Source organism: Herbidospora solisilvae (assembly GCF_009901565.1).
GTDB lineage: Bacteria > Actinomycetota > Actinomycetes > Streptosporangiales > Streptosporangiaceae > Herbidospora > Herbidospora solisilvae.
Genome location: NZ_WXEW01000007.1, coordinates 156,211 through 182,305 on the forward strand (window position 1 = coordinate 156,211; position 26,095 = coordinate 182,305).

Here is a 26,095-nt window from a genome sequence, read left to right on the forward strand (position 1 = left end):
TCGACAGTGTCCAACGGCTGATCCTTACGAGGCGTTCAACTTGACCGACTTCGCAGCCGGTGCGACTCTTGGACAAGAACCACGCGCACCCCTCCCGCGGCTTGAAGTGCGCGAACCAGTCTGGTCACTCAGCGTGGAGGACCCTTAACCATGGCTAAGGCTCTACTCGGCCACGTCGGCGGTCCTGATCCTCGGATGGTCTCGGAAATGCGTCGCCTCCAGCAGCGCATCCGTGATCTGGAGGCAGAACTCACCCGACTCCAGGAACAGAACGAGGCCCTTGCGGCGCAGACTCGTGACGACGACCTGGTCCGGCTGCAGGATCGCGAGCCGGCTCTCACCTGAGAGACCGGGTTTTCTCGAAACAATTGCAAGGGGCGCCTCGCAGGGGCGTCCCTCGTCATTTGCAGCCCTGACCGCCTACCCGGGAAGCAGGCGATAGTCTTCCCCGGTACTGTCGGCGCAGGGAGGGACTCCTGAGGTGTACCTGAAGACCCTCACCCTGCGCGGCTTCAAGTCCTTCGCGTCGGCGACGAAGCTCCAGTTCGAGCCCGGCATCACCTGCGTCGTCGGGCCCAACGGATCGGGCAAGTCCAACGTCGTCGACGCCCTCGCCTGGGTGATGGGCGAGCACAGCGCCAAGTCGCTGCGCGGCGGCAAGATGGAAGACGTCATCTTCGCCGGCACCTCCTCGCGTCCCCCGCTCGGGCGCGCCGAGGTCACCCTCACCATCGACAACACCGACGGCGCGCTGCCCATCGAATACTCCGAGGTGACGATCAGCCGCCTCATGTTCCGGTCGGGCCAGAGCGAATACGCCATCAACGGCGACACCTGCCGCCTGCTCGACATCCAGGAGCTGCTGTCCGACTCCGGCATCGGCCGGGAGATGCACGTCATCGTCGGCCAGGGCCAGCTCGACCAGGTGCTGCACGCCGGTCCCGAGGAGCGCCGGGCGTTCATCGAGGAGGCCGCGGGCGTCCTCAAGCACCGCAAACGCAAGGAGAAGGCGCTCCGCAAGCTCGACGCGATGCAGGCCAACCTCACCCGCGTCCAAGACCTCGCCACCGAACTGCGGCGTCAGCTCAAGCCGCTGGGCCGCCAGGCCGAGATCGCCCGCAAGGCCGCCGTCATCCAGGCCGACCTGCGCGACGCCCGCCTGCGGCTGCTCGCCGACGACGTGGTCTCCCTGCGCGACACGCTGGAGCGCGAGGCGGCCGACGAGGCGGCCGTCCAGGCCCGGCGTTCGCAGGTCGAGCAGGGGCTCAACGAGAACCAGGAGCGCGAGGCCGCGCTCGAGGCCGCCGCGGCCGAGGCCCAGCCCCGGCTGACCGTCGCCCAGGAGACCTTCTACGCCCTGTCGGCCCTGCGGGAGCGGCTGCGTTCGGTCGAGAACCTGGCGGCCGAGCGGGAGCGCCACGCGACCGACGCGGCGGCGATCGAGCGGCGGGGGCGCGACCCCGAGGAGTTCGAGCGCGAGGCCGCCGAGATCCGCGAGAAGGAGCGGGTGCTCCAGGAGGCGCTCGACGAGGCCCAGATGCGCCTCGAAGCGGCCGTCGACGCGCGTAGTGAGGCAGAAGAGGCGCTGGCCGCCGAGGAGCGGCGGTTGTCGATCGCCGCCCGCGCCGCCGCCGACCGCCGTGAGGCCCTCGCGCGGCTGCGCGGCCAGGCCGAGTCGGCCCGGGGGCGGGTACGCGCCGCCGACGACGAGATCGGCCGGCTGGAGGCCGCCGTCCGGCAGGCCAGGGAACGCGCCGCCCAGGCGCAGGGCGACCTGGAGGCCCAGGCGGTCGCCGAACCCGCCACCGACCCCGAGGTCGCCGCCGAGCTGGCCGTCGCGGAAGAAGGCGTCGAGCTGGCCCGCGCCGAGGTCGAGGTGGCTCGTGAGGCCGCCGAGGAGGCCAAGGCCGCCGTCGAGGAGGCCCGCGCCGCGCTGGCGGGCCCCCGCGCGGCCCTGTCGGCCGCGTCTTCGGGGGTCTCCGCCGCCCGTACGGCCGATCAGGAGGCCCAGAAGGCCGTCACCGCGCTGGAGGCCCGGCGGGAGGCGCTCGGGCTGAGCCTGGCCGGAGGGGCCGACGGCACCGCCCTGCTGGCCGACGGCGGCCACGCGCCGCTGGCCGCCGTGATGAGCGTGCGGGCCGGGGCCGAGACGGCCATCGCGGCGGTGCTCGGGCCGCTGGCCGAGTCGGTGACGGTGGCCTCGCTCGAGACCGCCCTCGACTCCCTGGAACTGCTCCGGGCCAAGGAGACCGGCCGGACCTCCCTGGTCATCGGCGCGGCCCCGGCGGTCACGCGGCCCCCGGGAGCGTTCGAGTGGGCCGCCGACCTGGTCGAGGTCCCCTCGGAGCTGCGGCCCGCCCTCGAACACCTCCTGTACGGCGTCGTCGTCGCCCCCGACCTCGACGCCGCCCGCACGATCGTCGATTCGCGCCCCGACCTGCGGGCGGTCACCCGCGACGGCGACCTCCTCGGGGCCCACACCGCCCAGGGCGGCTCCGGCGGCGGTTCGATCCTCCAGGTCCGCGCCGCGCTCGACCAGGCGGGCCTCGACCTCGACCAGGCCCGCGCGGCGGCGGAGGCGACCGCCTTCGCCCTCGACGAGGCACTGGAGACCGAGGCCGCCGCCCAGGAGGCGCTCGAAGCGGCCCAGGGGGCGGTGGCCGAGGCGCAGGCCCAGCAGTCGGCCGCCCAGAACGGCGTCAACGCCGCCCGCTCCCGGCTCGACCAGGCGCAGGCGGCCCTCGACCAGGCCCGGGGCCGGCAGCGTGCGGCCGACCAGCGCCTCGCCGACGCCGCCAAGCAGCTCGCCCGCCTGGAGGCCAACGTCAAGGCCGCCCTCGACGAGGCCGAGCGCCTCCAGGGCTCGGTGACCTTCGCCGAAGAGGGCCGTGAACTGGCCCGCGAGGAGTCCCTCACGTTGGAGGAGCGTCTCGCCGAGGCCGAGTTCGCCGCCGAGCTGGAGGCGGAGCCCACCACCGAGGAACGCGACCGCCTGGCCGCCGCGGTCGGCGTCACCCGCCAGGCCGAGATGGAGGCCCGCCTGACGGTCCGCACCGCCGAGGAGCGGGTCCGCGGCATCGCCGGCCGGGCCGACGGCCTGATGCGCGCCGCCCAGCGCGAACGCGACGACCGGGCCAAGGCCGCCGCCCAGCGGGCCCGCCGCCGCCGTCAGGCCACCGTCGCCGCCAGCGTGGCCAGGGCCGCCCGGATCGCCCTCCACTCCCTGGAGGCCTCGATCATGCGCGCCGCCGCCGAACGCGACGAGCTCGCCGTGGCCCGGGAGGCCGTCGACGCCGAACTGAAGACGGTCCGGATCAGGGTGCGCGAGCTCGGCTCCGAGCTCGACAAGCTGGTCAACCGCGCCCACGGCAGCGAGATGGCCCGGACCGAGCAGCGCCTGCGCCTCGAACAGCTCGAAGAGCGCGCGGTCGAGGAGTACGGCGTCGAGTCCGAGGCGCTGATCGCCGAATACGGCCCGAAGGCGCTCGTCCCGGGCGACCCTCCGGTGCCCTACGTGCGCGAGGAGCAGGAGAAGCGGGCCCGCGTCGCCGACAAGCAGATGCAGCAGCTCGGCAAGGTCAACCCGCTGGCCCTGGAGGAGTTCGCCGCCCTGGAGGAGCGCCACACGTTCCTCACCTCCCAGCTCGAAGACCTCAAGAAGACCCGCCGCGACCTGCTCCTTGTGGTCAAGGAGGTCGACGACCGGGTCGAGCAGGTGTTCGCGGCGGCGTACGAAGACGTCCAGCGCGAGTTCGCGACGATCTTCGAACGGGTCTTCCCCGGCGGCGAGGGCCGCCTGCTGCTGACCGACCCCACTGACATGCTGACCACCGGCGTCGAGGTCGAGGCCCGCCCGCCCGGCAAGAAGGTCAAGCGCCTGTCGTTGTTGTCGGGCGGCGAACGCTCGCTGACGGCGGTGGCGTTCCTGGTGGCCATCTTCAAGGCCCGCCCGTCGCCCTTCTACGTGATGGACGAGGTCGAGGCCGCCCTCGACGACACCAACACCCAGCGCCTGCTGACCCTCTTCGAGGAGCTGCGGCAGAACTCCCAGCTGATCGTCATCACTCACCAGAAGCGCACGATGGAGATCGCCGACGCGCTCTACGGGGTGTCGATGCGCGGCGACGGCGTCACCCAGGTCGTCAGCCAGCGGCTCCGCGAACACGCCTGACCGGCCTGCCGTGCCGGTGACCTGACCCTCTCTGACCTATGTGCGAGGCCGGACCGTGATCCCGCGTGCTGCCTGGTGCACGAGTCCGGGCCTGGGCCACGGTGGCATCGGGGTGGCATCGGGCTGGGAGCAAGGCACGGGCGTGCCGGACCTGCTGGGGGGTAATCGGGGGTGGGCGGCGGCCAGGCCGGCCTCCCGATCGAGAGGATCGCATGATGTCCCATCTGGTGACCCCGTTCCGCCTGGAGGTCCCCGAGGCCGAGTTGCGCGACCTGCGTGAGCGCCTGGCGCGTACCAGGTGGCCGGACAAGGAGACCGTGGACGACTGGTCCCAGGGCGTCCCGCTCGCCTACCTGCGGGAGCTGTGCCGCTACTGGGCCGAGGAGTATGACTGGCGGGCCACGGAGCGGCGGCTGAACACGCTGCCGCAGTTCCGCACCACCCTCGACGGGCTCGGCATCCACTTCGTCCACGTGCGCTCACCGCACCAGGACGCGCTGCCGCTCGTCCTCACGCACGGCTGGCCTGGCTCGATAGTGGAGTTCCTGAAGGTGATCGGCCCGTTGACCGACCCGCCGGCCCACGGCGGCGACGCGGCCGACGCCTTCCACGTCGTGTGCCCGTCGCTCCCCGGCTACGGGTTCAGCGACAAGCCGGCCGGCACCGGCTGGGGCGTCGAGCGGATCGCCGCCGCATGGATCCGGCTCATGGCCCGGCTGGGATACGACCGCTACGGCGCCCAGGGCGGCGACTGGGGAACCAGCATCACGACGATCATCGGCCAGCAGGACCCCGGGCACGTGGCGGGCATCCACCTCATGCCACCCCTCGCCGCCCCCGACCCGGCGACCATGGACGACCTCACCGACGCCGAACGGGCCGCGCTGGCCGCGCTGGAGCGGGCGGGGGAGTGGGAGGACGGCTACTCGCTGGAGCAGTCCACCCGGCCGCAGACCATCGGCTACGGCCTCGTGGACTCCCCGGCGCTGCTGTGCGCGTGGATCGTGGAGAAGTTCCGCTCCTGGACGGACTGCGACGGGCACCCGGAGAACGCCCTCAGCCGTGACGAGCTGCTGGACAACCTCATGCTCTACTGGCTGCCGGGTACCGGCGCGTCGGCCGCCCGGCTGTACTGGGAGAGCTTCAAGCAGGTCCAGCGGCGCTTCACGGGCGCGACGACCGACGTGGTGACGGTGCCAGCGGGATGCTCGATCTTCCCCAAGGAGAACCCGCGCCCCTCCCGCCGGTGGGCCGCCAAGCGCTTCACCGATATCCGGCACTGGAACGAGCTGGACCGGGGCGGCCACTTCGCCGCTTTCGAGCAGCCCGAGGCGTTCGTCGACGAGGTGCGGACCTTCTTCCGCCTGGTCCGCTGAGCCGCGGGCGGACGTGGCGTGCGGCGATGGTCTGGCGGCTTCCGCTATGCCTCCTCCGGTTGGTGGTAGAGGGTGGTGAGGCGCGGCAGGCGTCGGCGCATCTCGGCCTCGTCGTCGAAGTCGAAGTCCCAGTCGGGGTCGAGTGGCGGATATCGAATGGTGAAGGCATCGGCCGGTAGCTGTTCCCCGGTTGCCGCCAGGTGCGCGTCCCAGGCGACGCCGGGCATGTCCTCGCACCACAGGTCCTCGCCGGCTGCGGCGGCTTGGACGACGACGGGGTTGCCGGCAAGGCTGTCCGGGTCGGCGAGCGCTTGGTGGAACACGGTTCGTCCCTGAGCGATCAGCCAGCCGCGGAAGTAGTCGAAGCCGGAGCGCGGCGACCAGAGTGGAGGAGGGAAGACGCCGGACAAGAGCGGCAAGCCCGCCGTGCCGGAGGCGCGGCCATGGACGCGGCTCTGCGAGACTGACGTTTTGTGGATGGGTACATCGGCATCATCGCGATCATCATCGTCGTCATTCTCCTGGGCATAGGCACCACCGCCCTGCTCGTACGGCCGAGGTCGAAGACGACCCTGCCGCCGCCCCCTGCCCCGACCCCGCAGGCGCCCGCGCCGCCGGTCGAGGAGGAGGTGGCCGAGACGGTGGCGCCTCCGGCCGTTCCGGTGGAGGAGCTGGTCAAGCCGCCGGAGGTCGAGGTCCCGCCGCCGTCGGCGGGGCGTATGGTCCGGCTGCGCGCCCGGCTGGCCCGCTCTCAGACCACGCTCGGCCGGGGCCTGCTCGAACTGCTGTCGCGCGACCGGCTCGACGACGACGTGTGGGACGAGATCGAGGAGACCCTGATCACGGCCGACGTCGGGGTCGCCCCGACGCGCGCCATGGTCGAAGACCTGAAGACCAAGGTGAAGGTCCTCGGCAGCCGTACGCCCAGCGAGGTCCGCGCACTGCTCCGCGCCGAGCTGCTCACCCAGATCGACCCCGGCCTCGACCGGACCCTCCACACCTCCGCCCCCGGCGAGCGCCCCGCGGTCCTCCTGGTCGTCGGCGTCAACGGCACCGGCAAGACCACCACCACCGGCAAGCTGGCCCGCTCCCTGATCGGCGACGGCAAGTCGGTCGTCCTGGGCGCGGCCGACACCTTCCGCGCGGCGGCGGCCGACCAGCTCCAGACCTGGGGCGACCGGGTCGGGGCCCCCGTGGTCCGCGGACCGGAGGCCGGCGACCCGGCGTCGGTGGCCTTCGACGCCGTGGCGCGGGGCATCGCCGACAAGGCCGACGTGGTGATCGTCGACACCGCCGGCCGCCTCCACACCAAGACCGGCCTGATGGACGAGCTCGGCAAGGTCAAGCGGGTCATCGAGAAGAAGGCCCAGGTCGACGAGGTGCTGCTGGTCCTCGACGCGACGACCGGGCAGAACGGCATGCGGCAGGCGCAGGTGTTCGGCGAGGTCGTGAACATCACGGGCATCGCGCTGACCAAGCTCGACGGCACGGCCAAGGGCGGCATCGTGATCTCGGTGCAGCGGGAGCTGGGGGTGCCGGTGAAGCTGGTCGGCCTGGGCGAGGGGCCTGACGACCTCGCGCCGTTCGACCCCGAGGTCTTCGTCGACGCCCTGCTGGGCGACTGACCGTCCCGGTGGTCCAAGACCAATCCAAGCTTTCGGAGGATGCCTCCCGAGTCTGAGAGACACGGGAGGCATTTTCATGCTCAACGGCAAGATCACCTCGGTCCTGCTGCGGGACCTACCCGCCGTTCCACGGCAAGGGCCAGACCTCAGGCGTTCCGGTCGCGGGGCAGCCGGACCCCCGTCGCCCGGTCGGCCAGTGCCAGCGCTCGGGCCGCGTGGTCGGCGGGGAAGTCGACCGAATCGCCCGTGACGTGGAGGCGCAGGTCTTCGACCTCGGCCCGGAACCGGTCGGGGTCGAGGCCCTCGCGGGTGTCGTAGGTGAACAGGTTGAACGCCGTGATCAGGCGGCCGTCTTCGTAGTAGGCGAACCGGTCGTCGTCGACGGTCACCTCGACCAGGGCCGCCGCCGTCCCGGCGGACAGCAGCGGGGTCAGGTCGCGGGGGTGCTTGCTGAGGCCGCCGAAGAAGACCACCGTGCCGCCCTCGGCCGGGGTGGCGTAGAGCTCCTTCTCCGGGGTGAGCCGGGCGAGCGCCTCGTCGGCGGACAGGCCGCGCACGAACGCGACCTCCAGCCACGTGTCGCCGGCGTCGTCGGTGGAGTCGCGGTAGAGCCACGTGTAGGTGCGGGCGCTCGCCTTCCTCATCGGGCGATCATGGCAGACCTCACCGGCGGAAGAGACTCCGGAACTCCTCCAGGGCCGGGGTGATGTCGATGCCGTTCTTCCTCAGCCACGAGTCCTTTTCGTACGTCCCCTTGTAGCGGCTGGAGCTGTCGCAGATCAGCGTCACGACGCTGCCCCTGATGCCGTGGCTGCGCATCTCGCGGATGATCTCCATGGCCGCCGCCACGCTGGTGCCCGTCGAGGCGCCCACCTGGTGGTGGGTGACCTCGTTGACCCAGCGCATCGCGGCGATCGAGGTGGCGTCGGGCACCGAGGTCATGCGGTCGATGACCATCGGCAGGAACGACGGCTCCACGCGGGGACGGCCGATGCCCTCGATGCGGGACGGCTGCCCGGGGTGGGCGGCGCCGGTCACCCACGACGGGTAGAACGAGGAGCCCTCGGGGTCGGCCACGCAGAGCCGCGTCGCGTGGCGGCGGTAGCGGATGTAGCGGCCGATCGTGGCGGAGGTGCCGCCGGTGCCCGCGCCGACCACGATCCAGGCCGGGACGGGGAACCTCTCCATCGCCATCTGCTCGTAAATGCTTTCGGCGATGTTGTTGTTGCCGCGCCAGTCGGTCGCGCGTTCGGCGTAGGTGAACTGATCCATGTAGTGGCCGCCGGTCTCCAGGGCCAGGCGGGCGGACTCTTCGTAGATCTTCCCCGGGTCGTCGACCAGGTGGCACTTGCCGCCGTAGAACTCGATGATCTCCCGTTTCTCGGGAGAAGTGGTGGCTGGGATCACCGCGATGAAGGGCAGACCCAGGAGCCGGGCGAAGTACGCCTCGCTGACCGCGGTCGAACCGGAGGAGGCCTCGATGATCGTGGTGCTGGGGCCGATCCAGCCGTTGGACAGGCCGTAAAGGAAGAGGGAGCGGGCCAGCCGGTGTTTGAGTGAACCGGTCGGGTGGACCGACTCGTCTTTCAGGTAGAGGTCCACGCCACACGAGGGCGGGAGGGGAAAGACGTGGAGATGGGTGTCGCAACTGCGGTTGGCGTCGGCCTCGACGGCGCGGATGGCGTCGTTCACCCAGGTCCGCGTAGCGGGATCGTGCCGGTCCACGTGTTTCATGTGGCCCACTGTAGTGAGTGTGGTTTGACACATTTTACGCCGGTTAGGGGGTTCGGTGTTACGATAATGAGACCTGTCCGGCTTGCGTGTGACCGATGCCACGCCCGCCGATGTGCCGCCTAACGCCCGACTTACGGGCCGGTTGAAACGATGACGACGGGATCCGCCCAACCCGCATGGATCACCATCGGACGGGTAACGGGGGAGAGTTCAGCAGGGGGGATGACATGATCTCGATGACCGACGAGCAGCGTCAGGCCTGGTTCGAGCGCGACGTCGTGCCGGTGACCAGCCAGCTCTACGCGTCAGCCATGCGACTCACCCGCAACCCGGCCGACGCCGAAGACCTCGTTCAGGAGACCGTGACCAAGGCGTTCACGTCCTACCACCAGTTCCGCGAGGGCACCAACCTCAAGGCCTGGCTCCACCGGATCCTCACCAACAACTTCATCAACGACTACCGCAAGAAGCAGCGCTCACCCAAGCTGTCGGCCGCCGAGGAGATCGAGGACTGGCAGCTCGCCGCCGCCGAGTCCCACACTTCGACGGGCCTGCGCTCGGCCGAGAACGAGGCGCTCGACTCCCTGCCGGACAACGTCGTGATGAACGCTCTCCGTTCGCTGCCCGAGGAGTTCCGGGTGGCCGTGTACCTCGCCGACGTCGAGGGATTCGCCTACAAGGAGATCGCCGACCGGATGGGGACCCCCATCGGGACCGTGATGTCCCGGCTGCACCGGGGGCGGCGTCAGCTGCGGGGCATGCTGGAGGGGTACGCGCGCGAGGAGGGCGTCGTGCGAGAGGCGATCGCGGCCTGATCCGAGGCCGCCCACCTGCGATGGGCCCCCTGCACTCGGAACACCCCTGATTTCCGGATCAGGGGTGTTCCGCGTTTCAGGCGAGCGGGTCGTACTGGAACGCGCGGACCTCCTGGGGGCAGCGGCAGGATTTCGCGATCTTCTGCGCCCACTCCAGCGCCGCCTCGCGGGAGGGCAGGTCGAGGACGGTGTATCCGCCGTCGAACTCTTTGGTCTGCGGATAGGTGCCCTCGGTCACCGTTCCGTCGGCGGCCACGAGGACGGGGGCGACGTCCTCGTCTATTCCGCCGCCGAAGACGTAGACGCCCGCATCCTTGGCCTCCTGGATGACGGCGTGGGAGTCGCGCACCACGTCGGGAAAGTCTTCGGGCGAGAGGACCATGGCGGCGCTGGGGAACGAGATGAGGTAATGCGTCATCCCCCGATGATGCCGCGCGCCCCCGACATTTTTGGAGATCATCGCCCGGTATAGCCTGCCGGGCGTGCGGCGATTACTCACGCCCCGGGCGTTGATCCTCTTTTCGGCCACGGTCGCGGCGACCGTGGCCGTGGTGTTCTTCCTGCGGCGTCCCAGGCCGGCGTCCCTCGTGGCGCCGGAGCCCAAGGAGCAAACGGCTGCTCCCTGGCCGCCCGAGCCGATTCTGGGGCGGCCCACCGAAGAGGACCTCGTACGGATGCGGGGGGAGTACGTGCCGCCCAAACCGCGCCGACCGCTGCCGCGCTGGGCGGTCGGGGGGATCGTGCTCGCCGTCGTGGCCGGGCTCGGGCAGCTGTTCGTGTACGCCGTCTTCGACGAGCCCCGCATCCCGGCCGCGCCCGGACACGCGTGCGCACCCCCCGGCTGCGATACCGAGACGGTGGACGAGTTCACGTGGAGCGTCCTGTCTGAGGCCGATCCCGGGCTGGTCTACGAGTCGGTCCCGGACGACGGCTTCGAGCCGCCGCCCCCGCTCGTCGTCGGCCCCGACGCCGACTGCGTCCCCTCCCGGGGCGCGCCCGTGGTGGCCGCCCCCGCGAAGCGGACGACGAGGCTGGTGAACCGCCAGTGGCGGCGGATCGAGGCGTGGCTCGGCAAGAACGCGCCCGAGTCCCGTGCCGCCCTGGGTGCGCCCGCCCGCCCGCGGGCGATCGCCGAAGCGGAGGCCGTGATGGGCCTGCGGTTCCCGGACGACCTGAAGGCCTCGCTGCTGCGGCATGACGGAGGGCTCGGCATCATGCTCGACCACCTCATGCCGGTCGCCAGGATCGCCGAGACCTGGCGGTCGTTGTGTGACATCGACGCCGAGGACGTCGCCGATGCACGCGACGACTGGTGGGATGGGCGCATGATCCCCATCGGCGAGGACGGAATGGGCAACCACCTGATCGTGGACTCGGTCGTCGGGGACGTCGGCGACAGCGACCACGAAGGGACGCTCACCTTCGAGCCGGGTGGTGTCCGGATCGGGTCGCACCTGGAACTGCTCGAAAAGGTCGCCGACGCGCTGGAGCGGAACGAACCGCTCGGCTGGTGGCGGCCCCGGGTGGTCGGCGGCGTCCTCGCCTGGGAACCCTAGGCCATCGCCATGTGCAGGCGGACGCGCGACTCCCGTCCCGTCGTCTGGACCTCCATCAGGTCGCAGAGCTGGCGGCTGATCCACAGGCCGTAGCCCCGGGGCGACTCCTGTTCCGGCGGGATGTATCCCGGGAACTCGACCTCGATCCCGCCCCCGTCGGGGTTGGTGATCTCGCACACCAGGTCGGTGCCGGCCGTCCAGATCGTCACCGTGCCGTGCCCCGCGCCGTGTTCGACCGCGTTGGCGGCGATCTCCGCCGCCGCCAGGACCAGCGAGCCGGCCGCGTCGTCGCTCAGGCCCGCCTCGGTGGCGGTGGTGCGGACGAAGGACCGCATGTCGCGTACGGTCGGCAGGTCGAACTCCATCACGCGGGCGCTCTCCGGCGGGGCCGGAAAGGGCGGCGGATCCCAGTTCATGCGCTGTGGCGGGACGTATCCGCGGCTGCGGTGCTCCCCGGCCGTGTCGAGGTAGCGGGGGTGGGTGCGCAGGGCGTCTTCGGCGGGGCGCCGGTAGACGCACAACGCGGCGCCCTTCAGAGAGGCGCAGACGAGGTTGACGATCGCCTCCACCCTGGCCCATTCGGCCGCGTCGCGGGGCGAGCGCCACGTGGGCTCCCCGACGAACAGGGACGGCCCGCCCCGGCGCGCGTAGTCGACGTACTCGGCCAGGACGCGGGCCGGATGGCCGTACCAGTCCCGGCTCTCGACGCAGCGGATGCGGGAGGTGTCGGCGCCCAGATGGGCGCGGATCAGGTCGAGGTTCTCCTCCGGAGCCACGAACAGGATGCGGTCGCCCCGCCGCAACCCGTCGATGAGGGCCGGCAGCACCAGCCGGAGGTATTCCTCACTCGTCCCATATGGCACAGCAAGGTGCGTGAAGGCCACCGCACCGCGACTTCCCCGTTCGGCCTGCACGGGGATGAACGTAACAAGCGTCTTGCGTCGTGACAATGCGTCAGGAAGCGACAATAAACCGAATACAGCAGGAACTTCCCGAGACGCGAAACCTTGGGGGGAATACGCCTGCGCGATGACGGGATGGAGTCCCATGATTACTCCATGACGCCGCACCGCGATGTCCCAAATTTGGGTACATCCACCAATGTGCGCGTCTCGTCCTGGAGGTTGCCCCGGTGAGTGAGTCCCGCGCAGCTATACAAAAACTGCATTCGGACTTGATCGAACTCGGCGTGAACGGCGCCTACGAGCTGGGTGACGACGCTACGCTCTGTGTGTGGATCGGCCTGGTGGTCGTCTATCGCGATGGCTGTTTCCGCTGGTGGGAAGGTGCCTCCCGATGTCGGCATCCGGGAGACGATCCGCGCGGGTGCGCCGTCCGGGTGGCCCGGCGGCACGCCGGGTTGATCAAGGAAGTGCCGCCCTGGTGGGAGGACCAGAACGAGGTCCTGCGGGGGGAGACCGTGGACGATCATCCATAACCCCCTTGAACGTCTGGGGGGACGAAATATGCGGGGATTTCTGCGGCTGCTGGCGGTCACCGTCTGTGTCATGGTGAACACGCCTCCGGTACACGCGGAGACCCCCGATCCCGATCTGCTGAACCGCAAGCTGACGCTCGCGCAACCCGACTTCCCCCGGGTGCCGTTCCCGCCGGTCCGGCGGGTCGACTGCGCCAAGGCCAAGTGCGTCGCGCTGACCTTCGACGACGGGCCGGGCGCCGAGACCGGCAAGGTGCTCAACCACCTGGCCCGCCACCAGGCCAAGGCGACCTTCTACGTGCTCGGCAAGCTGGTCACGCCCGAGTCGGCGCCCGTGCTGAAGCGCATGGTGGCCGAGGGCCACGAGCTGGGCAACCACTCGTGGGACCACGCCATGCTCTCGGGCCTGTCCCGCCAGGGCGTCGACCGGCAGCTCTCCCGCACCCAGCAGGTCGTCCGCAAGATCACCGGAGTGCGCATGCGCACCATGCGCCCGCCCTACGGCGCGACCAGCAAGATGGTCGGCGAGGTCAGCAAGCTCCACGGGCTGGCCCAGATCATCTGGAGCGTCGACACCCAGGACTGGCTGGTCCGCAAGCCCGACCGCATCGTCCGGCGCTCGGCCTCGGCCAAGCCCGGCGAGGTGATCCTGCTGCACGACATCCACGAGTCGACCGTCCGGTCGGTGCCCCGCCTGCTCGACGCGCTCGACAAGAAGGGGTACGTGTACGTCACCGTCAGCGAGCTCTTCGGCGAGATGGCCCCGGGCAAGAAGTACTTCGACAACCGGGGCAAATAAAGTGGGTCAATGGCATTCACCGGGTTCCCCGACGAGGCGCTGCTGTTCTACGAAGGCCTGATCGCCGACAACAGCAAGGCCTACTGGACCGCCAACAAGCACCTTTACGACAGCGCCGTCAAAGCCCCCATGCAGGAGCTGATGGCCGAGCTGGCGGACGAGTTCGGCGAGCCCCACGTGTTCCGCCCCTACCGCGACGTCCGGTTCGCCAAGGACAAGACGCCCTACAAAGACCACCAGGGCGCCTATGTGGCCAAGCTCGACGGCGTCGGCTACTACGTCCAGGTCGACGCCGAGGGCCTTTATGTGGCCGGCGGCTGGTGGGCCTCGGGTGAGATGACCCACCGCTTCCGCGAGGCCGTCGACCACGACGACCACGGCGCCGAGCTGGAGAAGATCGTGGCCGAGCTGCCCGGCCGGTTCGCGATCGAGGGTGACCGAGTGAAGACGCGCCCCCGCGGCGTCTCCCTCGACCACCCCCGGATCGAACTGATGAAGCACCGGACTCTCTACGCGGGTCACCGCTTCGAGCCCGACCCCTGGTTCCACACCGCCGAGGTGACCCAGCGGGTGCGCGCCGCGTGGCGCGAGCTCACCCCGCTGGTCGACTGGCTGCGAGTACGGCTGAGCTAGCCGATCACGATGACGAGTAGGGCGATCAACGCCCAGGCGCCCAGGAGCGCCGCGTAGGTTCCCCCGCTGACGATTCTCATGCTCCGAGGATCCGGCCGGCGGCTTGTGACTGACTTGCAGTTCAATCAGCGAGTTCGGTCAGCGAAGGACGCCGCAGGCCACTCGTCCGCCCGCGTCGCCGGTGCGCAGAGTCGCGGCGTCGGCCGCGCCGTAGCGCTCGGGGATGTGGGCCAGGTTGTCGGGCAGCGCGTGGACGACGAACGCGGCGCCGTCGGCGTCGGTCAGCCGGCCGACCCTGAAGCGGTCGGTGATGAACGACGCGGCGGCCACGCCGTCCTCTCCGGCCAGCAGCGGCGGCAGGTCGCCCGCGTGGTCGCCGTGGTTCTTCGGCGCGAGCGGCAGCGGCAGGATGGTCGTGTCGGGCTCCGCGGCGGCCCTCGCGACGTCGAGGTGGCCGCCCGCGGTGAAGAACGGGGTCACCTGACCGGTCGCCGGGTCGACGGCCTTGGGGTCGCAGACGCCCGTGGTGTGAATGTGGAACCCGTGGAAGCCCGGAGCCAGCCCTCTGACCTGGACCCCCACCCGTACTTTGGTGACGCCTCTGCGCTGCACCACGACGGTGCCCACGCGGGTGCCGGCGGCGTCGTGGAGCGCGATCGAGCGGCCCCGGCTCCAGGGTCCGGCCTCGGCGACCGTCGTGGCCCCGATGACGCCGACACCCGTGAGCAGCGCTCCGGCGAGCGCGAGATGAATCTTGCCCGGCATGCGAGCCTCCCCCTCGAATCACAACTCTGCGTGACTAGGCAAGCACAGAGGGTGGAGGCTCGCACGGAGAAAGGCCGAAGCGGCTTCTCTCAGTTGGTTCAGGCTTAGTTGGCGCGCTTGGCCCGCGCGGCGGTCCGGCCCCGGGTGGAGGCGTCGAGCACGACCTTGCGGATGCGCACCGTCTCGGGGGTGATCTCGACGCACTCGTCGTCGCGGATGAACTCCAGCGCCTGCTCCAGGGAGAGCTGGCGCGGCGGGATCAGCGTCTCGGTGACGTCGGCGGTCGAGGACCGCATGTTGGTAAGCTTCTTCTCCTTGGTGATGTTGACGTCCATGTCGTCGCTGCGCGAGTTCTCGCCGACGATCATGCCTTCGTACACCTCGGTGCCGGGGCCGACGAACAGCACGCCGCGCTCCTGGAGGTTGGTCATCGCGAACGCGGTGACCGGCCCGGAGCGGTCGGCGACCAGGGAGCCGTTGTTGCGGGTGCGCAGCTCGCCGAACCACGGCTCGTAGGCCTCGAAGACGTGGTGGACGAGGCCGGTGCCGCGGGTCTCGGTGAGGAACTCGGTGCGGAAGCCGATCAGGCCGCGGGCCGGGACGATGAACTCCATCCGGATCCAGCCGGTGCCGTGGTTGGTCATGTGCTCCATGCGGCCCTTGCGGACGGCCAGGAGCTGGGTGATCGCGCCCAGGTACTCTTCGGGGCAGTCGACGGTGAGGCGCTCGACGGGCTCGTGGCGCTTGCCGTCGATCTCCTTGGTGACGACCTGGGGTTTGCCGACGGTCAGCTCGTAGCCCTCGCGGCGCATCTGCTCGACCAGGATGGCCAGCGCGAGCTCGCCGCGGCCCTGGACCTCCCACGAGTCGGGCCGCTCGGTCGGCAGCACGCGCAGCGACACGTTGCCGACGAGCTCCTTGTCGAGCCGGTCCTTCACCATGCGGGCGGTGACCTTGCTGCCCTTGACCCGGCCGACCAGCGGCGAGGTGTTGGTGCCGATGGTCATCGAGATGGCCGGCTCGTCGACCGTGATCAGCGGCAGCGGGCGCGGGTCCTCGGGGTCGGCGAGGGTCTCGCCGATCATGATGTCGGGGATGCCGGCGATGGCGATGATGTCGCCGGGGCCCGCCGAGTCGGCCGGCTTGCGCTCCAGCGCGTCGGTCATCAGCAGCTCGGTGATCTTCACCCGCTGGATCGAGCCGTCGGTGCGGCACCAGGCGACCTGCTGGCCCTTCTTGATCTCACCCTGGTGGATCCGGCACAACGCGATGCGGCCCAGGTAGCTGGACGCGTCGAGGTTGGTGACGTGGGCCTGGAGCGGGGCGACCGGGTCGTAGACCGGGGCCGGGATGGTCTTGAAGATCGTCTCGAACAGCGGCTCGAGGTTCTCCTCGTCGGGCATGCCGCCGTCGGCCGGGCGGGTCAGCGAGGCGCGACCGGCCTTGGCCGAGGCGTAGACGATCGGGAAGTCGATCTGCTCCTCGGTGGCGTCGAGGTCCATGAAGAGCTCGTAGACCTCGTCGACGACCTCGGCGATGCGGGCGTCGGGGCGGTCGACCTTGTTGATGCACAGGATGACCGGCATCTTGGCCGACAGGGCCTTGCGGAGCACGAAGCGGGTCTGCGGCAGCGGGCCCTCGGAGGCGTCGACCAGCAGGACCACGCCGTCGACCATCGACAGGCCGCGCTCGACCTCGCCGCCGAAGTCGGCGTGGCCGGGGGTGTCGATGATGTTGAGGGTGACACCGCCGTGCTTCACGGCGGTGTTCTTCGCGAGGATGGTGATGCCTTTCTCGCGCTCGAGGTCGTTGGAGTCCATGACGCGGTCGTCGACGTCCTGGTTGGCGCGGAACGCCCCGGACTGCCACAGCATGGCGTCGACGAGCGTCGTCTTGCCATGGTCGACGTGCGCGATGATCGCGAGGTTCCGCAGGTCGTCGCGGCTGTTCATAGGCATAGTTGAGTCTCGCTCTGGTCGTCGGGGCGGTGCCGCGTCTCGCTCCCGATCGGGAGACGCGTTCGGCCGCGCAATGGCGCGACCTTCCTATTTTAGTTGATCGCCATTACCGCTCCGAGCCTGCCGCCCGCAAGAGGGCGACAATTCACAGCGTCGTAATGTTGCCCCCATGTTCTATGGGGCCATGTTGCGCACTCCTGACGGTGTCCGGATCGACGCGGCGCACCTGCCCGGCGACGGCGACCTCGGGATCGTGCTGGCCCACGGCTTCACCGGGACCTGGCGTTCCCCGGCCAACCGGCGCATCGCCGCCGCGTTCGCCCGCCACGCCGGGGTGATCGCGTTCGACTTCCGGGGCCACGGCCGGTCGTCGGGGCTGAGCACCGTCGGCGACCTGGAGGTCCTCGATCTCGATGCGGCGGTACGCCACGCGCGCGCCCACTACGCCAGGGTGGCGACCGTCGGCTTCTCGATGGGGGCCGCCGTGGCGATCCGGCACGCCGCCCTCAACCGGGGCGTCGACGCGGTGGTCTCGGTGAGCGGGCCGGCGCGGTGGTACTACCGGGGCACCCGCCCGATGCGGACGGTCCACTGGGCGATCGAGCGGAGGTCGGGCCGGCTGGCCGCCCGCCTGGCCAAGCGCACCCGGATCAAGGTCGGCACCTGGGACCCGATCCCGCTGGCCCCCCACGAGGCCGCGCCGCTCGTCTCGCCCGCGCCGCTGCTGATCGTCCACGGCGACAGCGACGCGTTCTTCCCGCTGGAGCACGCCGAGCAGCTCCACGCCTGCGCGAACGAGCCGAAGGAGCTCTGGGTCGAGCCGGGCTTCGGGCACGCCGAGAACGCCGCGAGCGCCCATCTGATCCGGCGCATCGAAGAATGGATTTTCGCGCGAACCAAATCGCCGCAGGCGTCGTCTACATGAACGTGCGGGAGGGGCCCAGCGTCGCGGGGGCGTGTTGGGCACCCTCCCGGGTGGTTCAGCCCAATCGGGCGATGCTCTTGTACTCCAGGTAGCCCGCCAGCCCCTCCGGCCCGAGCTCGCGGCCGATGCCGCTGGCCTTGAAGCCGCCGAACGGGGTGCCGCTCTCCAGCGGGTTCATCATGTTGACGCCGTAGGTGCCGGTGCGGACCTGGCGGGCGATGTCCATCCCGTGGTCCACGTCGGCGGTCCACACGCTGCCCGACAGGCCGTAGTCGCTGTCGTTGGCGATGCGCACGGCGTCGGCCTCGTCGTCGTAGGGGATCACCGTCAGGACCGGGCCGAAGATCTCCTCGCGGGCGATCCGCATGTCGTTGGTGGCGTTGGCGAAGACCGTGGGGGCGACGTACCAGCCCTTGTCGAAGGGGCGGTCGAGGCCGCCGACGACGGCCTTGGCGCCCTCCTCCAGGCCGATGCGGATGTAGCCCTCCACCCGTTCCTGCTGGCGCTTGGCGACCATCGGGCCGATGCCGGTGGCCGGGTCGGCGGGGTCGCCGACCTGCTGCCCGGCGGCCATCTCGGCGACCGCGTGCACGACCTCGTCGTAGCGATTGCGGCTGGCCAGGATCCGGGTCTGCGCCACGCAGGCCTGGCCGCTGTTGAGCAGGGCGGCGATCGAGAACATGCCCATCGCCGAGGGCAGGTCGCAGTCGTCGAGGATGATCGCGGCCGACTTGCCGCCGAGTTCCAGGCTGACCCGCTTGAGCTGCTCGCCGCAGATCGAGGCGATGCGCCGCCCGGCGGCCGTCGAGCCGGTGAAGGCGACCTTGTCGATCCCGGGGTGGGAGACCAGGTGCTCGCCGGCCTCGCGCCCGGCCGCGACGATGTTGACCACGCCCGGCGGGAGCTCCGCCTCGCGGATCACCTCGGCCAGGACGTAACTGTCGAGCGGGGTCTCCGGGGCGGGCTTCACCACGACCGTGCAGCCCGCGAGCAGGGCCGGGGCCAGCTTGGTCATGATGACGAACTGCGGGACGTTCCACGGCACCACGGCCGCCACCACGCCCACCGGCTCGCGGCGCACGGTGACCGCGCCGAACATGCCGGGCCGCTGCTCCTCGACCTGGAAGGTCTTCCCCAGTTCGGCGTACCACTGGAGGACCCCGGTCGGCGGGCCGACCTGGCCGAAGTGGGAGAAGGTGATGGGGGAGCCCATCTCCAGGGTGATCAGGTCGGCGAGCTCGGCGGCGCGGGCCGCGTAGAGCCCGGCCAGGCGGCCCAGCGCCTCGGCCCGCTCGGCCATCGTCAGCCGCGGCCAGGGGCCGTGGTCGAAGGCCTGCCGCGCGGCGGCGACGGCCCGGTCGAGGTCGGCCGGGGTGCCTTCGGGGACCCTGCCGACGATCTCCTCCGTATGGGGGGAGACCACGTCGATCGTGCCGGTGCCGGCCGGGGGAACCCAGTCGCCGCCGATGAAGAGCGTCTCGTGCCGGATCATGGAATGCACCTCCGTAAGGTCTGCCGCACCCGACCGAATCATGTTCTGTGAGGCCTTGGCAAGGATGGGACAGTCCTCGCGCATCATCTCGTCCCATACAAAATGGACGAATCTTCGTTAAAGGCGCATGGGTTCCCTGGTTCGGGTGGCGACCACCAAGATCGCCTCCTATAGTTTCGGTCCGACTGGGATGGGAGGGACACATGCGGCGGGCACTCGTGGCTCTCGTCGTCTCCGGTCTCCTGCTTTCCCTCTGCGTGTCGCCCACGGCCGCCGAACCCGACCGGCAGGCCCGGCTGAACAAGCTGACCAAGCAGGCCGCCGACCTCGAGAAGGCCTACCGGGGCGAGATCGCCACCCTCGAAGACACCCGCAAGGCCGCCCAGCGGGCCGACGCGCGGGTCAAGAAGCTGCGGCGCGACCTCGGCGCGGCCCAGCGCCGGGTGGTCCAGTTCGCGCAGACCTCCTACATGGGCGGCGGCCTCGACACCGTCAGCATCTTCTCGATGTCGTCCGACCCCGGGAACGCGGCCACCCTCACCTACCTGTCGAGTGAGAAGGTCGAGCGGCTCGGCAACGTGCGGCGGCTCATCGACCGGCAGAAGCAGGCCGCCAAAGAGGCCGACCAGCAGGTCGACCAGCTCGAGAAGGACATCAAGGAGCTGAAGGCCAAGCAGCGCGACGTCGAGAAGCTGCTGGCCAAGTTCGGCTTCCAGACCCCCGACGCGGGCAGCGGCCTGACCGCCCGCATGGTCAGCATCCGCAACGCGATCATGGCTCAGTTCCCGATGCCCTACGGCGTGGGGTGCCTGCGTCCCGGCGACTTCGGCGAACACGGCAAGGGCCGGGCCTGCGACTTCATGATGTCCAGCGGCGGCCGCATGGCCGCGGGCGCCGACAAGGCCCGCGGCGACGCCCTCCTGCAGTGGTGCCTCACCAACGGCCGTGCCCTCGGCATCATGTATGTGATCTGGCAGCAGAAGTACTACGACATCCGCACCGGCTCCCCCGGCAAGATGATGGCCAACCGCGGCGGCGCGACCGCCAACCACTACGACCACGTGCACGTGTCAGTGCTCTGACGGTTCGAGCACCACGACCTCCCACGACATCCCGACCGCGAGCCTTCCCGTGTGGTGCCAGGCCAGCGCGGAGACCGGCCAGGGGAACGTGACCGGCGGCGCGGCCTGCTCGCCGGTCCGCGTGTCCCACGTCCGGAGCGTGTGGTCCCACCCGCCGGAGACGGCCCGGCCGCCGCGCAGCGCCACCGCCGTCACCGCGCCCGCGTGCCCGTGCAGCCGTCTGCCCGTCCGTTCGCGCAGGTCCCAGGCCCGCAGGCCGGCTCCGCCGACAAGGGCCGTCTGATCCTTTACGTCAATGGCGTGCGCCACCCCGGTCGGCAGCGTGCCCAGGGGGTCCTCAGTCCGGAGATCGAAGAGCCGGGTGACGCCGTCGGCCCCGCACGCGAAGATCCGGCCCTCGCTGACGGTGAGCGCGTCGACGGCGCAGGGGGACACGATCGACCGCGACGACCCGGTCGCCACGTCCCAGATCCCGATCATGCCGTCGAGCCCGCCGCTGACCACGGTCGAGCCCTCGGAGGCCAGCGCGTGGACGGGACCGGTGTGGCCCGCCAGCACGCGGCGTTCCCCGGTCTCCAGGTCGTGGACCCTGAGCGCGCCGTCCCGCCACCAGGTGGTGACCACGGCCCCGGGGACAGTGGTGACCGCCGAGACGCCGGGCAGGGAAAGCGCGTGCTTGAGGGGCAGCGGTTCGCCGTCGGCCAGGTTCTCCGCCGAGAGGAACATGCCCTCCTCCCACGCGTAGAAGACGCCGTCCCCCGCGAGGGCGACCGCCCCCACCCGGGGGTGGCCGGGCAGCGGCGTGCCGCGGAGGGTGCGCAGGTCCCAGACCCGCACCACGCCGTGGGAGGAGCAGGTCACGGCCTGGTGGCCGACGGCGGCGACGGCCCGGCCCGCCTCGCCGAGGGTGCCCAGGTCCACGCCGGTGCGCAGGTCCCACACCCGGGTGCGCCGCCCGGGAGCGCCGCCGATCCCGACGGCCCGGCCGCCGACCACGGCCGTCGCCAGGGTGGTCACGCGCTCGGGCCGGGGCCGGCCGCGCGGGGCGCCGGTGCGCAGGTCCCACAACCTGACCGTGTCGTCGTGCCCGGCGACCACGGCGACCGGACGGCCCGCCACGTGGGCGACGGCCAGGGCGCGCGCATGGCCGCCCAGCGGGCCGCCGCACGGCTCGCCGGTCCGCAGGTCGTAGACGCGCGTCGTGTCTCCTCCGACGACGACGCGTCGGCGGCCGTCGACGCGGATCGTGGCGGCGGAGGTGTCGCCGGGATGGCCGATCCTCCGCCACGGCCCGCGTGGGCCGTGGATCCGCACGCGCCCGCGCTGGGCGAGCAGCAGATGCCATTTCCCCGCGTCCCGGACCGTCGCGGCCCGGCCGACGCCCCAGTGGCGCTCCCGGGTCGTCTCGCCGGTGCCCGGGTGCCAGGTGAACAGGTGGGCCCAGTCGGTGGCCACCACGACGTCGTCCATGACCGCGATCGAGCCGACGTCGTAAGCGTCGACCCGCTGTTCGCCGAGCGGCAGCCCGGTGCGCAGGTCCCAGGCGCGCAGCACCCCGTGGTCGGAGCCGGTGACGGCCACCGGCACGCCGTCCAGCAGGCCCGCCGCCACCGCGGTCACCGCGCCGGTCTGGTTGTTCCAGGGCGCGCGGACGTGCCGGTTCTCCTGGATCCCGTCGGACCAGACGACGCGCCAGCCGCCGCCGGGCTGCTCCGGCCGGGCCGCCCCCAGGCGGGCGGCGTGCACGGCCGCCACCCAGGCGCGGGTCTGCGGGTCGGCGGCGGCGAAGCGTCCGCCCGAATAGCGGTCGAGCCACTCGTGGTGGAGGTCAGGCACCCCGGGCGATCCGCTCCCGGTACCACCGGTACGACGCCTTCGGCGTGCGCTCGCCGGTCGCGAAGTCGACGTGGACCAGGCCGAAACGCTGGTGGTAGCCCTCGGCCCACTCGAAGTTGTCGAGCAGCGACCACACGAAGTAGCCGCGCACGTCGGCGTCGGCCCGGAGCGCCGCGTCGATGTGCCCGTCGAGGTAGGCGATGCGGTCGTGGTCGTCGATCCCCTCGTACGAGCAGCCGTTCTCGGTGACGTAGAGGGGCACCCGGTAGCGCTCGTGCAGGCCGGTGAGAAGTTCGCGCAGGCCGTCGGGGACGACGGGCCAGCCGAAGGCGGTCGTGGGGTAACCCTCGACGCCCGCGTCGGTGAAGGGGAGCTCGGGCGACCGCGGCGCGGAGATCCGGGTCGGGTTGTAGTAGTTGACGCCCAGGCCGTCGATCGGCCGGCTGATGACCGCCAGGTCGCCGTCGCGCAGGCCCGGCATCGTGTCGAGGCCGAAGGCGCGCAGGTCCGGATACTCGCCGCGGAACACCGGGTCGTTGAACATCCGGTTGTGCAGGGTGTCGTAGGCGTCGGCCGCCGCCCGGTCCTCCGGGGAGTCGGACGCGGGCCAGACGGGGGTCAGGTTGTTGGTGATCAACACCGTCGAGGCCCCGGCCGCACGCAGTGCGTCGACGGCCAGGCCGTGGCCGAGGAGCTGGTGGTGGGCGGCCGGCAGGGCGTCCAGGAAGAGCGCCTGCCCGGGGGCGTGGACGCCGAGGGCGTGGCCGTAGACGGTGTGCACGAACGGCTCGTTCAAGGTGATCCATGGGCCGACCCGGTCGGCGAGCCGCCCGGCCACCAGGGAGGCGTAGTCGGCGAACCGGTAGGCGGTCTCGCGGTCGAGCCAGCCGGGGAGGGCCGACGGCAGGTCCCAGTGGAACAGGGTGAGCGCGGGGGTGATCCCGGCGGCCAGGAGGGCGTCGACCAGCCGCTCGTAGTGGTCGAGGCCCTTGGGGTTGGCCGGGCCGGTTCCGTCGGGCTGGACACGGGGCCACGACACCGAGAAGCGGTAGGCGTTCACCCCCAGACCGGCCAGCAGCGCCACGTCGTCGGCCCAGCGGCGGTAGCTGTCGCAGGCCGTCTCGGCCGTGTGGCCGTCGCGGACCGGGCCGAAGGAGTCCCAGATCGACGGCCCCCGGCCGTCGGCCGACAACGCGCCTTCGATCTGGAAGGCGGCGGTGGCGGCGCCCCACAGGAACATCAGCGGTCCCCCCTAGAACACGAGTGCGACTCAGGTTAACTCGTTGGCAATCGAATCGGGAGAAAATGGGGACATGACAAACACCGCCACCGGCACCCTGCGCCGCAAACCCGCCCAGCGCAGGAGCGCCGAGAGGGTGGGGCGCATGCTCGACGAGTGTGCCCGGCTGCTCGACGAGGTGGGTTACGAGGGCCTGACCACCAAAGAGGTCGCCCGCCGGGCCGAGGTCCCCATCGGCACCTTCTACCAGTTCTTCCCCGACAAGCAGGGGCTGGTCCGCGCGCTGGCCTACCGCAACCTCGAGGCCTACCTCGCCCGGATCACCGCCACCCTGGCGCACACCACGATCAACGACTGGACCGAGGCCACCGACCTCGTGATCGACGAGTTCGTGTGGATGAAGCGGTCGACGCCCGGCTTCAGCGTCTTCGACTTCGGCCTCGCGCTGGCCGCGCCGGGCACCTCCCGCATGCTCGACGAGGCGCTCGAAGACAACCTCGTCGTCGCCGACCGGCTGCGCGCGCTGCTGATCGAGCTCATCGGGGTGCCCGCCGGCGAGGTCCAGGCACGCGCGTTCGTGGTGGCCGTCGAGGCCGCCGACGCCGTGCTCAAGCTGGCCTTCCGGGCCTGCCCCGACGGCGACCCCGATCTGATCGCCGAGTGCAAGCGGCTGGTCCGCCGTTATCTGTCCGACCACCTCGGCTAGCTTGACCTGGAGCCGACTCCAGGTGTGATGATGCCGTACATGGCCGTTTACACACCCGGACAGGTGGTCGAGGAGACGGGGTTCAGCCTCGACACGCTCAGGTACTACGAACGGATCGGTCTCCTCGGCAACGTCGGCCGCAACTCGGCCGGTCAGCGCAGGTTCACCGACGGCGACGTGGGCTGGCTCGGCATGATCCGCTGCCTGCGCGACACCGGCATGCCGATCGCCGAGATGTTGCGGTTCGCCGAGCTGACCCGCGCGGGCGACCACACCATCCCCGAGCGCATCCGCCTGCTGGAGGCGCACGACCGCCAGGTCGAGGAGCAGGTCGCCGACCTGCGCCACAAGCAGGGCGCCATCCAGCGCAAAATCGACTACTACAAGGACCACGTGATCGTCCCCGAAGCGATCTAGTTCCCCGCTTTACCCACCGCGAGCCCCCTCTTTCCGGTTCGGCTGTTAGACCGGACTCCGGGGGAGGGGGCTATATGGCGGGTCCGCGTGCCGGACGTATGAACGTGCCGCTGCGCGGCGTCGCGACGGTGTCCGGTCTGATGCTGTTCGCACTGCTGGGCAACGTCACCTACATCCAGGCGTTCCGCGACGACGAACTGACCGCCGACCCCCGCAACAACCGGACCATGATCCTGCGGTTCGACGAACCCCGGGGCGAGGTGCGGCTGCGCGACGGCACCGTGGTCGCGGCCAGCGAACGCGTCGTCGACCAGCGGTTCGGCTACCGCCGCGTCTATCCCCACGGCCCCGTCTACGCCGCCGCCACCGGCTACGCCTCCCTCTACCGGACGACCGGCATCGAGGGCGCCGAAGACGCCTCCCTGAGCGGCGACGACCCGCGGGTACGGGTCCGCGCGCTCCTCAAGGACATCGACCGCGGCGCCACCGTGACGCTGACGCTCGACTCGCGCGCCCAGAAGGCCGCCTACGACGGCCTGGCCGCCACGGGCAGACGCGGGGCCGTGGTCGCCCTCGACCCCCGGACGGGCGCGATCCTCGCGATGGTCTCGCTGCCCTCCTACGACCCCAACCGGTTCGCCACCTTCTCGGCGGAGGAGCTGGCGGCGTACGACCGCGAACTGCAACGGGACCCCGCGCGGCCGCTGCTGAACCGCGCGATCGGGGAGAACTACCCGCCCGGCTCCACCTTCAAGGTGATCACCGCGGCGGCGGCCCTCGCGTCGGGCGACTACGACCCCGAGACCGAGGTGCGCGCCCCCGCCCGGCTGAAGCTCCCCGGTACCCAGACGTGGTTGCGCAACTCCGGCGGCGCGGAGTGCGGCGACGGCACCCCCGCGCTCCTGGACGCCTTCGTGATGTCGTGCAACACCGCCTTCGCCGACCTCGGCCTCGAACTCGGCGAAGACGAGCTGAGCCGCTGGGCGGCCGCCTTCGGCTTCGGCGACGCGGGCCTGAAGGTCCCGCTGGCCGTGGCCGCGAGCGTCTACCCGACCGGCCTCGACCGCGCCCAGACCGCGATGAGCGCCATCGGCCAGTACGACGACCGCGCCACCCCCCTGAGCATCGCGATGATCTCGGCGGCGGTGGCGAACGGCGGCAGCCTGATGCGCCCCTACCTGGTCGACGAGGTGCGCCTGCGCGACGGCACGATCGTGCGCTCGACCGACCCCGCCGAATACCGCGACGCGATGCCCGGGGCCGTGGCCGACCGGCTGACCGAGATGATGGTCGCCGTCACCGGCCCCGGCGGCACCGGCACCGCCGCCGCGATCCCGGGCGTGAAGGTCGCGGCCAAGACCGGCACCGCCGAGAACGAGGGCTCCGACCACGCCGTCTTCACCGCCTTCGCCCCCGCCGACGACCCGGTGGTGGCCGTCGGCGTCCTGGTCGAACACGGCGGCTTCGGCGGACGGGTGGCCGCCCCCATCGCCAGAGCGGTCATCCGCGCCCTGCTCTAGCCCTGTT

24 protein-coding genes are annotated in these 26,095 nt (G+C 71.0%); 14 read left to right on the forward strand and 10 right to left on the reverse strand.

Annotation, left to right across the window (positions count from 1 at the left end):
* The first annotated feature begins 150 nt into the window (after positions 1-150).
* The 3 genes from GT755_RS23875 (at position 151) to GT755_RS23885 (ending at position 5,547) form a co-directional block, all read left to right on the forward strand.
* Positions 151-345 carry a hypothetical protein gene (locus GT755_RS23875; RefSeq protein WP_062349521.1) on the forward strand — a complete coding sequence of 65 codons (195 nt, stop codon included), beginning with the start codon at positions 151-153 and terminating at the stop codon, positions 343-345.
* Between the two features lie 136 nt (positions 346-481).
* Positions 482-4,171 (forward strand): AAA family ATPase, encoded by a 3,690-nt coding sequence (locus GT755_RS23880; protein ID WP_161481874.1) that lies wholly within the window; start codon positions 482-484, stop codon positions 4,169-4,171.
* A 215-nt stretch (positions 4,172-4,386) separates the two neighbouring features.
* A complete protein-coding gene (locus GT755_RS23885) occupies positions 4,387-5,547 on the forward strand; it encodes an epoxide hydrolase family protein (protein WP_161481875.1) in 1,161 nt (386 codons plus the stop codon).
* A 44-nt stretch (positions 5,548-5,591) separates the two neighbouring features.
* Here the strand turns inward: GT755_RS23885 and GT755_RS23890 are convergent, their stop codons facing one another.
* Positions 5,592-5,966, reverse strand: a complete 375-nt coding sequence (locus tag GT755_RS23890; RefSeq protein WP_202610450.1) for a DUF4240 domain-containing protein — start codon at positions 5,964-5,966, stop codon at positions 5,592-5,594.
* 54 nt (positions 5,967-6,020) lie between these two features.
* Between GT755_RS23890 and ftsY the strand changes: the two genes are divergently transcribed.
* Positions 6,021-7,172, forward strand: coding sequence for a signal recognition particle-docking protein FtsY (ftsY, locus tag GT755_RS23895; protein ID WP_285588112.1), 1,152 nt, complete (start codon positions 6,021-6,023; stop codon positions 7,170-7,172).
* A 146-nt stretch (positions 7,173-7,318) separates the two neighbouring features.
* On the opposite strand, the gene GT755_RS23900 is transcribed toward ftsY, so the two are convergent.
* Both GT755_RS23900 and GT755_RS23905 read right to left on the reverse strand, forming a co-directional pair.
* Positions 7,319-7,816 carry a DUF6461 domain-containing protein gene (locus GT755_RS23900; protein WP_161481876.1) on the reverse strand — a complete coding sequence of 166 codons (498 nt, stop codon included), beginning with the start codon at positions 7,814-7,816 and terminating at the stop codon, positions 7,319-7,321.
* Positions 7,817-7,835: 19 nt separating this feature from the next.
* Complete coding sequence (locus GT755_RS23905) at positions 7,836-8,906, reverse strand: PLP-dependent cysteine synthase family protein (RefSeq protein ID WP_161481877.1); 1,071 nt, start codon at positions 8,904-8,906, stop codon at positions 7,836-7,838.
* Between the two features lie 227 nt (positions 8,907-9,133).
* Between GT755_RS23905 and GT755_RS23910 the strand changes: the two genes are divergently transcribed.
* Complete coding sequence (locus GT755_RS23910) at positions 9,134-9,721, forward strand: sigma-70 family RNA polymerase sigma factor (protein ID WP_062435782.1); 588 nt, start codon at positions 9,134-9,136, stop codon at positions 9,719-9,721.
* 76 nt (positions 9,722-9,797) lie between these two features.
* Here GT755_RS23910 and GT755_RS23915 read toward each other — a convergent pair whose 3' ends face one another.
* Positions 9,798-10,139 carry a YciI family protein gene (locus GT755_RS23915; protein WP_161481878.1) on the reverse strand — a complete coding sequence of 114 codons (342 nt, stop codon included), beginning with the start codon at positions 10,137-10,139 and terminating at the stop codon, positions 9,798-9,800.
* A gap of 64 nt (positions 10,140-10,203) precedes the next feature.
* On the opposite strand from GT755_RS23915, the gene GT755_RS40680 reads away from it, so the two are divergent.
* The gene (locus GT755_RS40680) at positions 10,204-11,277 is read left to right on the forward strand and encodes an SMI1/KNR4 family protein (RefSeq protein WP_161481879.1); all 1,074 of its coding nucleotides are present in this window, start codon (positions 10,204-10,206) and stop codon (positions 11,275-11,277) included.
* Here GT755_RS40680 and GT755_RS23925 read toward each other — a convergent pair.
* On the reverse strand, positions 11,274-12,326 hold the full coding sequence (locus tag GT755_RS23925) for an anti-sigma factor RsbA family regulatory protein (protein ID WP_268903487.1): 1,053 nt from the start codon (positions 12,324-12,326) through the stop codon (positions 11,274-11,276). The genes GT755_RS40680 and GT755_RS23925 overlap by 4 nt on opposite strands.
* Positions 12,327-12,409: 83 nt before the next feature.
* Between GT755_RS23925 and GT755_RS23930 the strand changes: the two genes are divergently transcribed.
* The 3 genes from GT755_RS23930 to GT755_RS23940 are packed head-to-tail and all read left to right on the forward strand — an operon-like array spanning position 12,410 to position 14,147.
* Positions 12,410-12,715: a hypothetical protein gene (locus GT755_RS23930; RefSeq protein ID WP_081898921.1), complete on the forward strand. Its 306-nt coding sequence runs from the start codon at positions 12,410-12,412 to the stop codon at positions 12,713-12,715.
* A gap of 28 nt (positions 12,716-12,743) precedes the next feature.
* A complete protein-coding gene (locus tag GT755_RS23935; protein ID WP_235967220.1) occupies positions 12,744-13,514 on the forward strand; it encodes a polysaccharide deacetylase family protein in 771 nt (256 codons plus the stop codon).
* 9 nt (positions 13,515-13,523) lie between these two features.
* Positions 13,524-14,147 carry a DUF2461 domain-containing protein gene (locus GT755_RS23940; protein WP_161481881.1) on the forward strand — a complete coding sequence of 208 codons (624 nt, stop codon included), beginning with the start codon at positions 13,524-13,526 and terminating at the stop codon, positions 14,145-14,147.
* A gap of 138 nt (positions 14,148-14,285) precedes the next feature.
* On the opposite strand, the gene GT755_RS23945 is transcribed toward GT755_RS23940, so the two are convergent.
* The gene (locus GT755_RS23945) at positions 14,286-14,912 is read right to left on the reverse strand and encodes a superoxide dismutase family protein (RefSeq protein WP_161481882.1); all 627 of its coding nucleotides are present in this window, start codon (positions 14,910-14,912) and stop codon (positions 14,286-14,288) included.
* A 104-nt stretch (positions 14,913-15,016) separates the two neighbouring features.
* Positions 15,017-16,870 carry a translational GTPase TypA gene (gene typA / locus GT755_RS23950; protein ID WP_161481883.1) on the reverse strand — a complete coding sequence of 618 codons (1,854 nt, stop codon included), beginning with the start codon at positions 16,868-16,870 and terminating at the stop codon, positions 15,017-15,019.
* Between the two features lie 184 nt (positions 16,871-17,054).
* On the opposite strand from typA, the gene GT755_RS23955 reads away from it, so the two are divergent.
* Positions 17,055-17,795, forward strand: a complete 741-nt coding sequence (locus GT755_RS23955; protein WP_161481884.1) for an alpha/beta hydrolase — start codon at positions 17,055-17,057, stop codon at positions 17,793-17,795.
* 55 nt (positions 17,796-17,850) lie between these two features.
* On the opposite strand, the gene GT755_RS23960 is transcribed toward GT755_RS23955, so the two are convergent.
* Positions 17,851-19,287 carry an aldehyde dehydrogenase gene (locus GT755_RS23960; RefSeq protein ID WP_161481885.1) on the reverse strand — a complete coding sequence of 479 codons (1,437 nt, stop codon included), beginning with the start codon at positions 19,285-19,287 and terminating at the stop codon, positions 17,851-17,853.
* A 203-nt stretch (positions 19,288-19,490) separates the two neighbouring features.
* Here GT755_RS23960 and GT755_RS23965 point away from each other — a divergent pair, with 203 nt between their 5' ends.
* Positions 19,491-20,369 carry a coiled-coil domain-containing protein gene (locus GT755_RS23965; RefSeq protein ID WP_161481886.1) on the forward strand — a complete coding sequence of 293 codons (879 nt, stop codon included), beginning with the start codon at positions 19,491-19,493 and terminating at the stop codon, positions 20,367-20,369.
* Here the strand turns inward: GT755_RS23965 and GT755_RS41265 are convergent.
* Both GT755_RS41265 and GT755_RS23975 read right to left on the reverse strand, forming a co-directional pair.
* The gene (locus GT755_RS41265; protein ID WP_161481887.1) at positions 20,358-22,205 is read right to left on the reverse strand and encodes a WD40 repeat domain-containing protein; all 1,848 of its coding nucleotides are present in this window, start codon (positions 22,203-22,205) and stop codon (positions 20,358-20,360) included. The two genes, GT755_RS23965 and GT755_RS41265, sit on opposite strands and share 12 nt — an antisense overlap.
* Entirely contained in the window at positions 22,198-23,445 is a 1,248-nt protein-coding gene (locus GT755_RS23975) for a GH1 family beta-glucosidase (RefSeq protein ID WP_161481888.1), read from the reverse strand. The genes GT755_RS41265 and GT755_RS23975 overlap by 8 nt, the downstream gene beginning before the upstream one ends.
* 73 nt (positions 23,446-23,518) lie before the next feature.
* Between GT755_RS23975 and GT755_RS23980 the strand changes: the two genes are divergently transcribed.
* The 3 genes from GT755_RS23980 to GT755_RS23990 all read left to right on the forward strand — a co-directional run bounded on the left by GT755_RS23980 (position 23,519) and on the right by GT755_RS23990 (position 26,088).
* Complete coding sequence (locus GT755_RS23980) at positions 23,519-24,151, forward strand: TetR/AcrR family transcriptional regulator (protein WP_161481889.1); 633 nt, start codon at positions 23,519-23,521, stop codon at positions 24,149-24,151.
* Positions 24,152-24,190: 39 nt separating this feature from the next.
* Positions 24,191-24,568: a MerR family transcriptional regulator gene (locus GT755_RS23985; RefSeq protein WP_030456635.1), complete on the forward strand. Its 378-nt coding sequence runs from the start codon at positions 24,191-24,193 to the stop codon at positions 24,566-24,568.
* 74 nt (positions 24,569-24,642) lie between these two features.
* On the forward strand, positions 24,643-26,088 hold the full coding sequence (locus GT755_RS23990; protein WP_161481890.1) for a peptidoglycan D,D-transpeptidase FtsI family protein: 1,446 nt from the start codon (positions 24,643-24,645) through the stop codon (positions 26,086-26,088).
* Positions 26,089-26,095 lie beyond the last annotated feature (7 nt).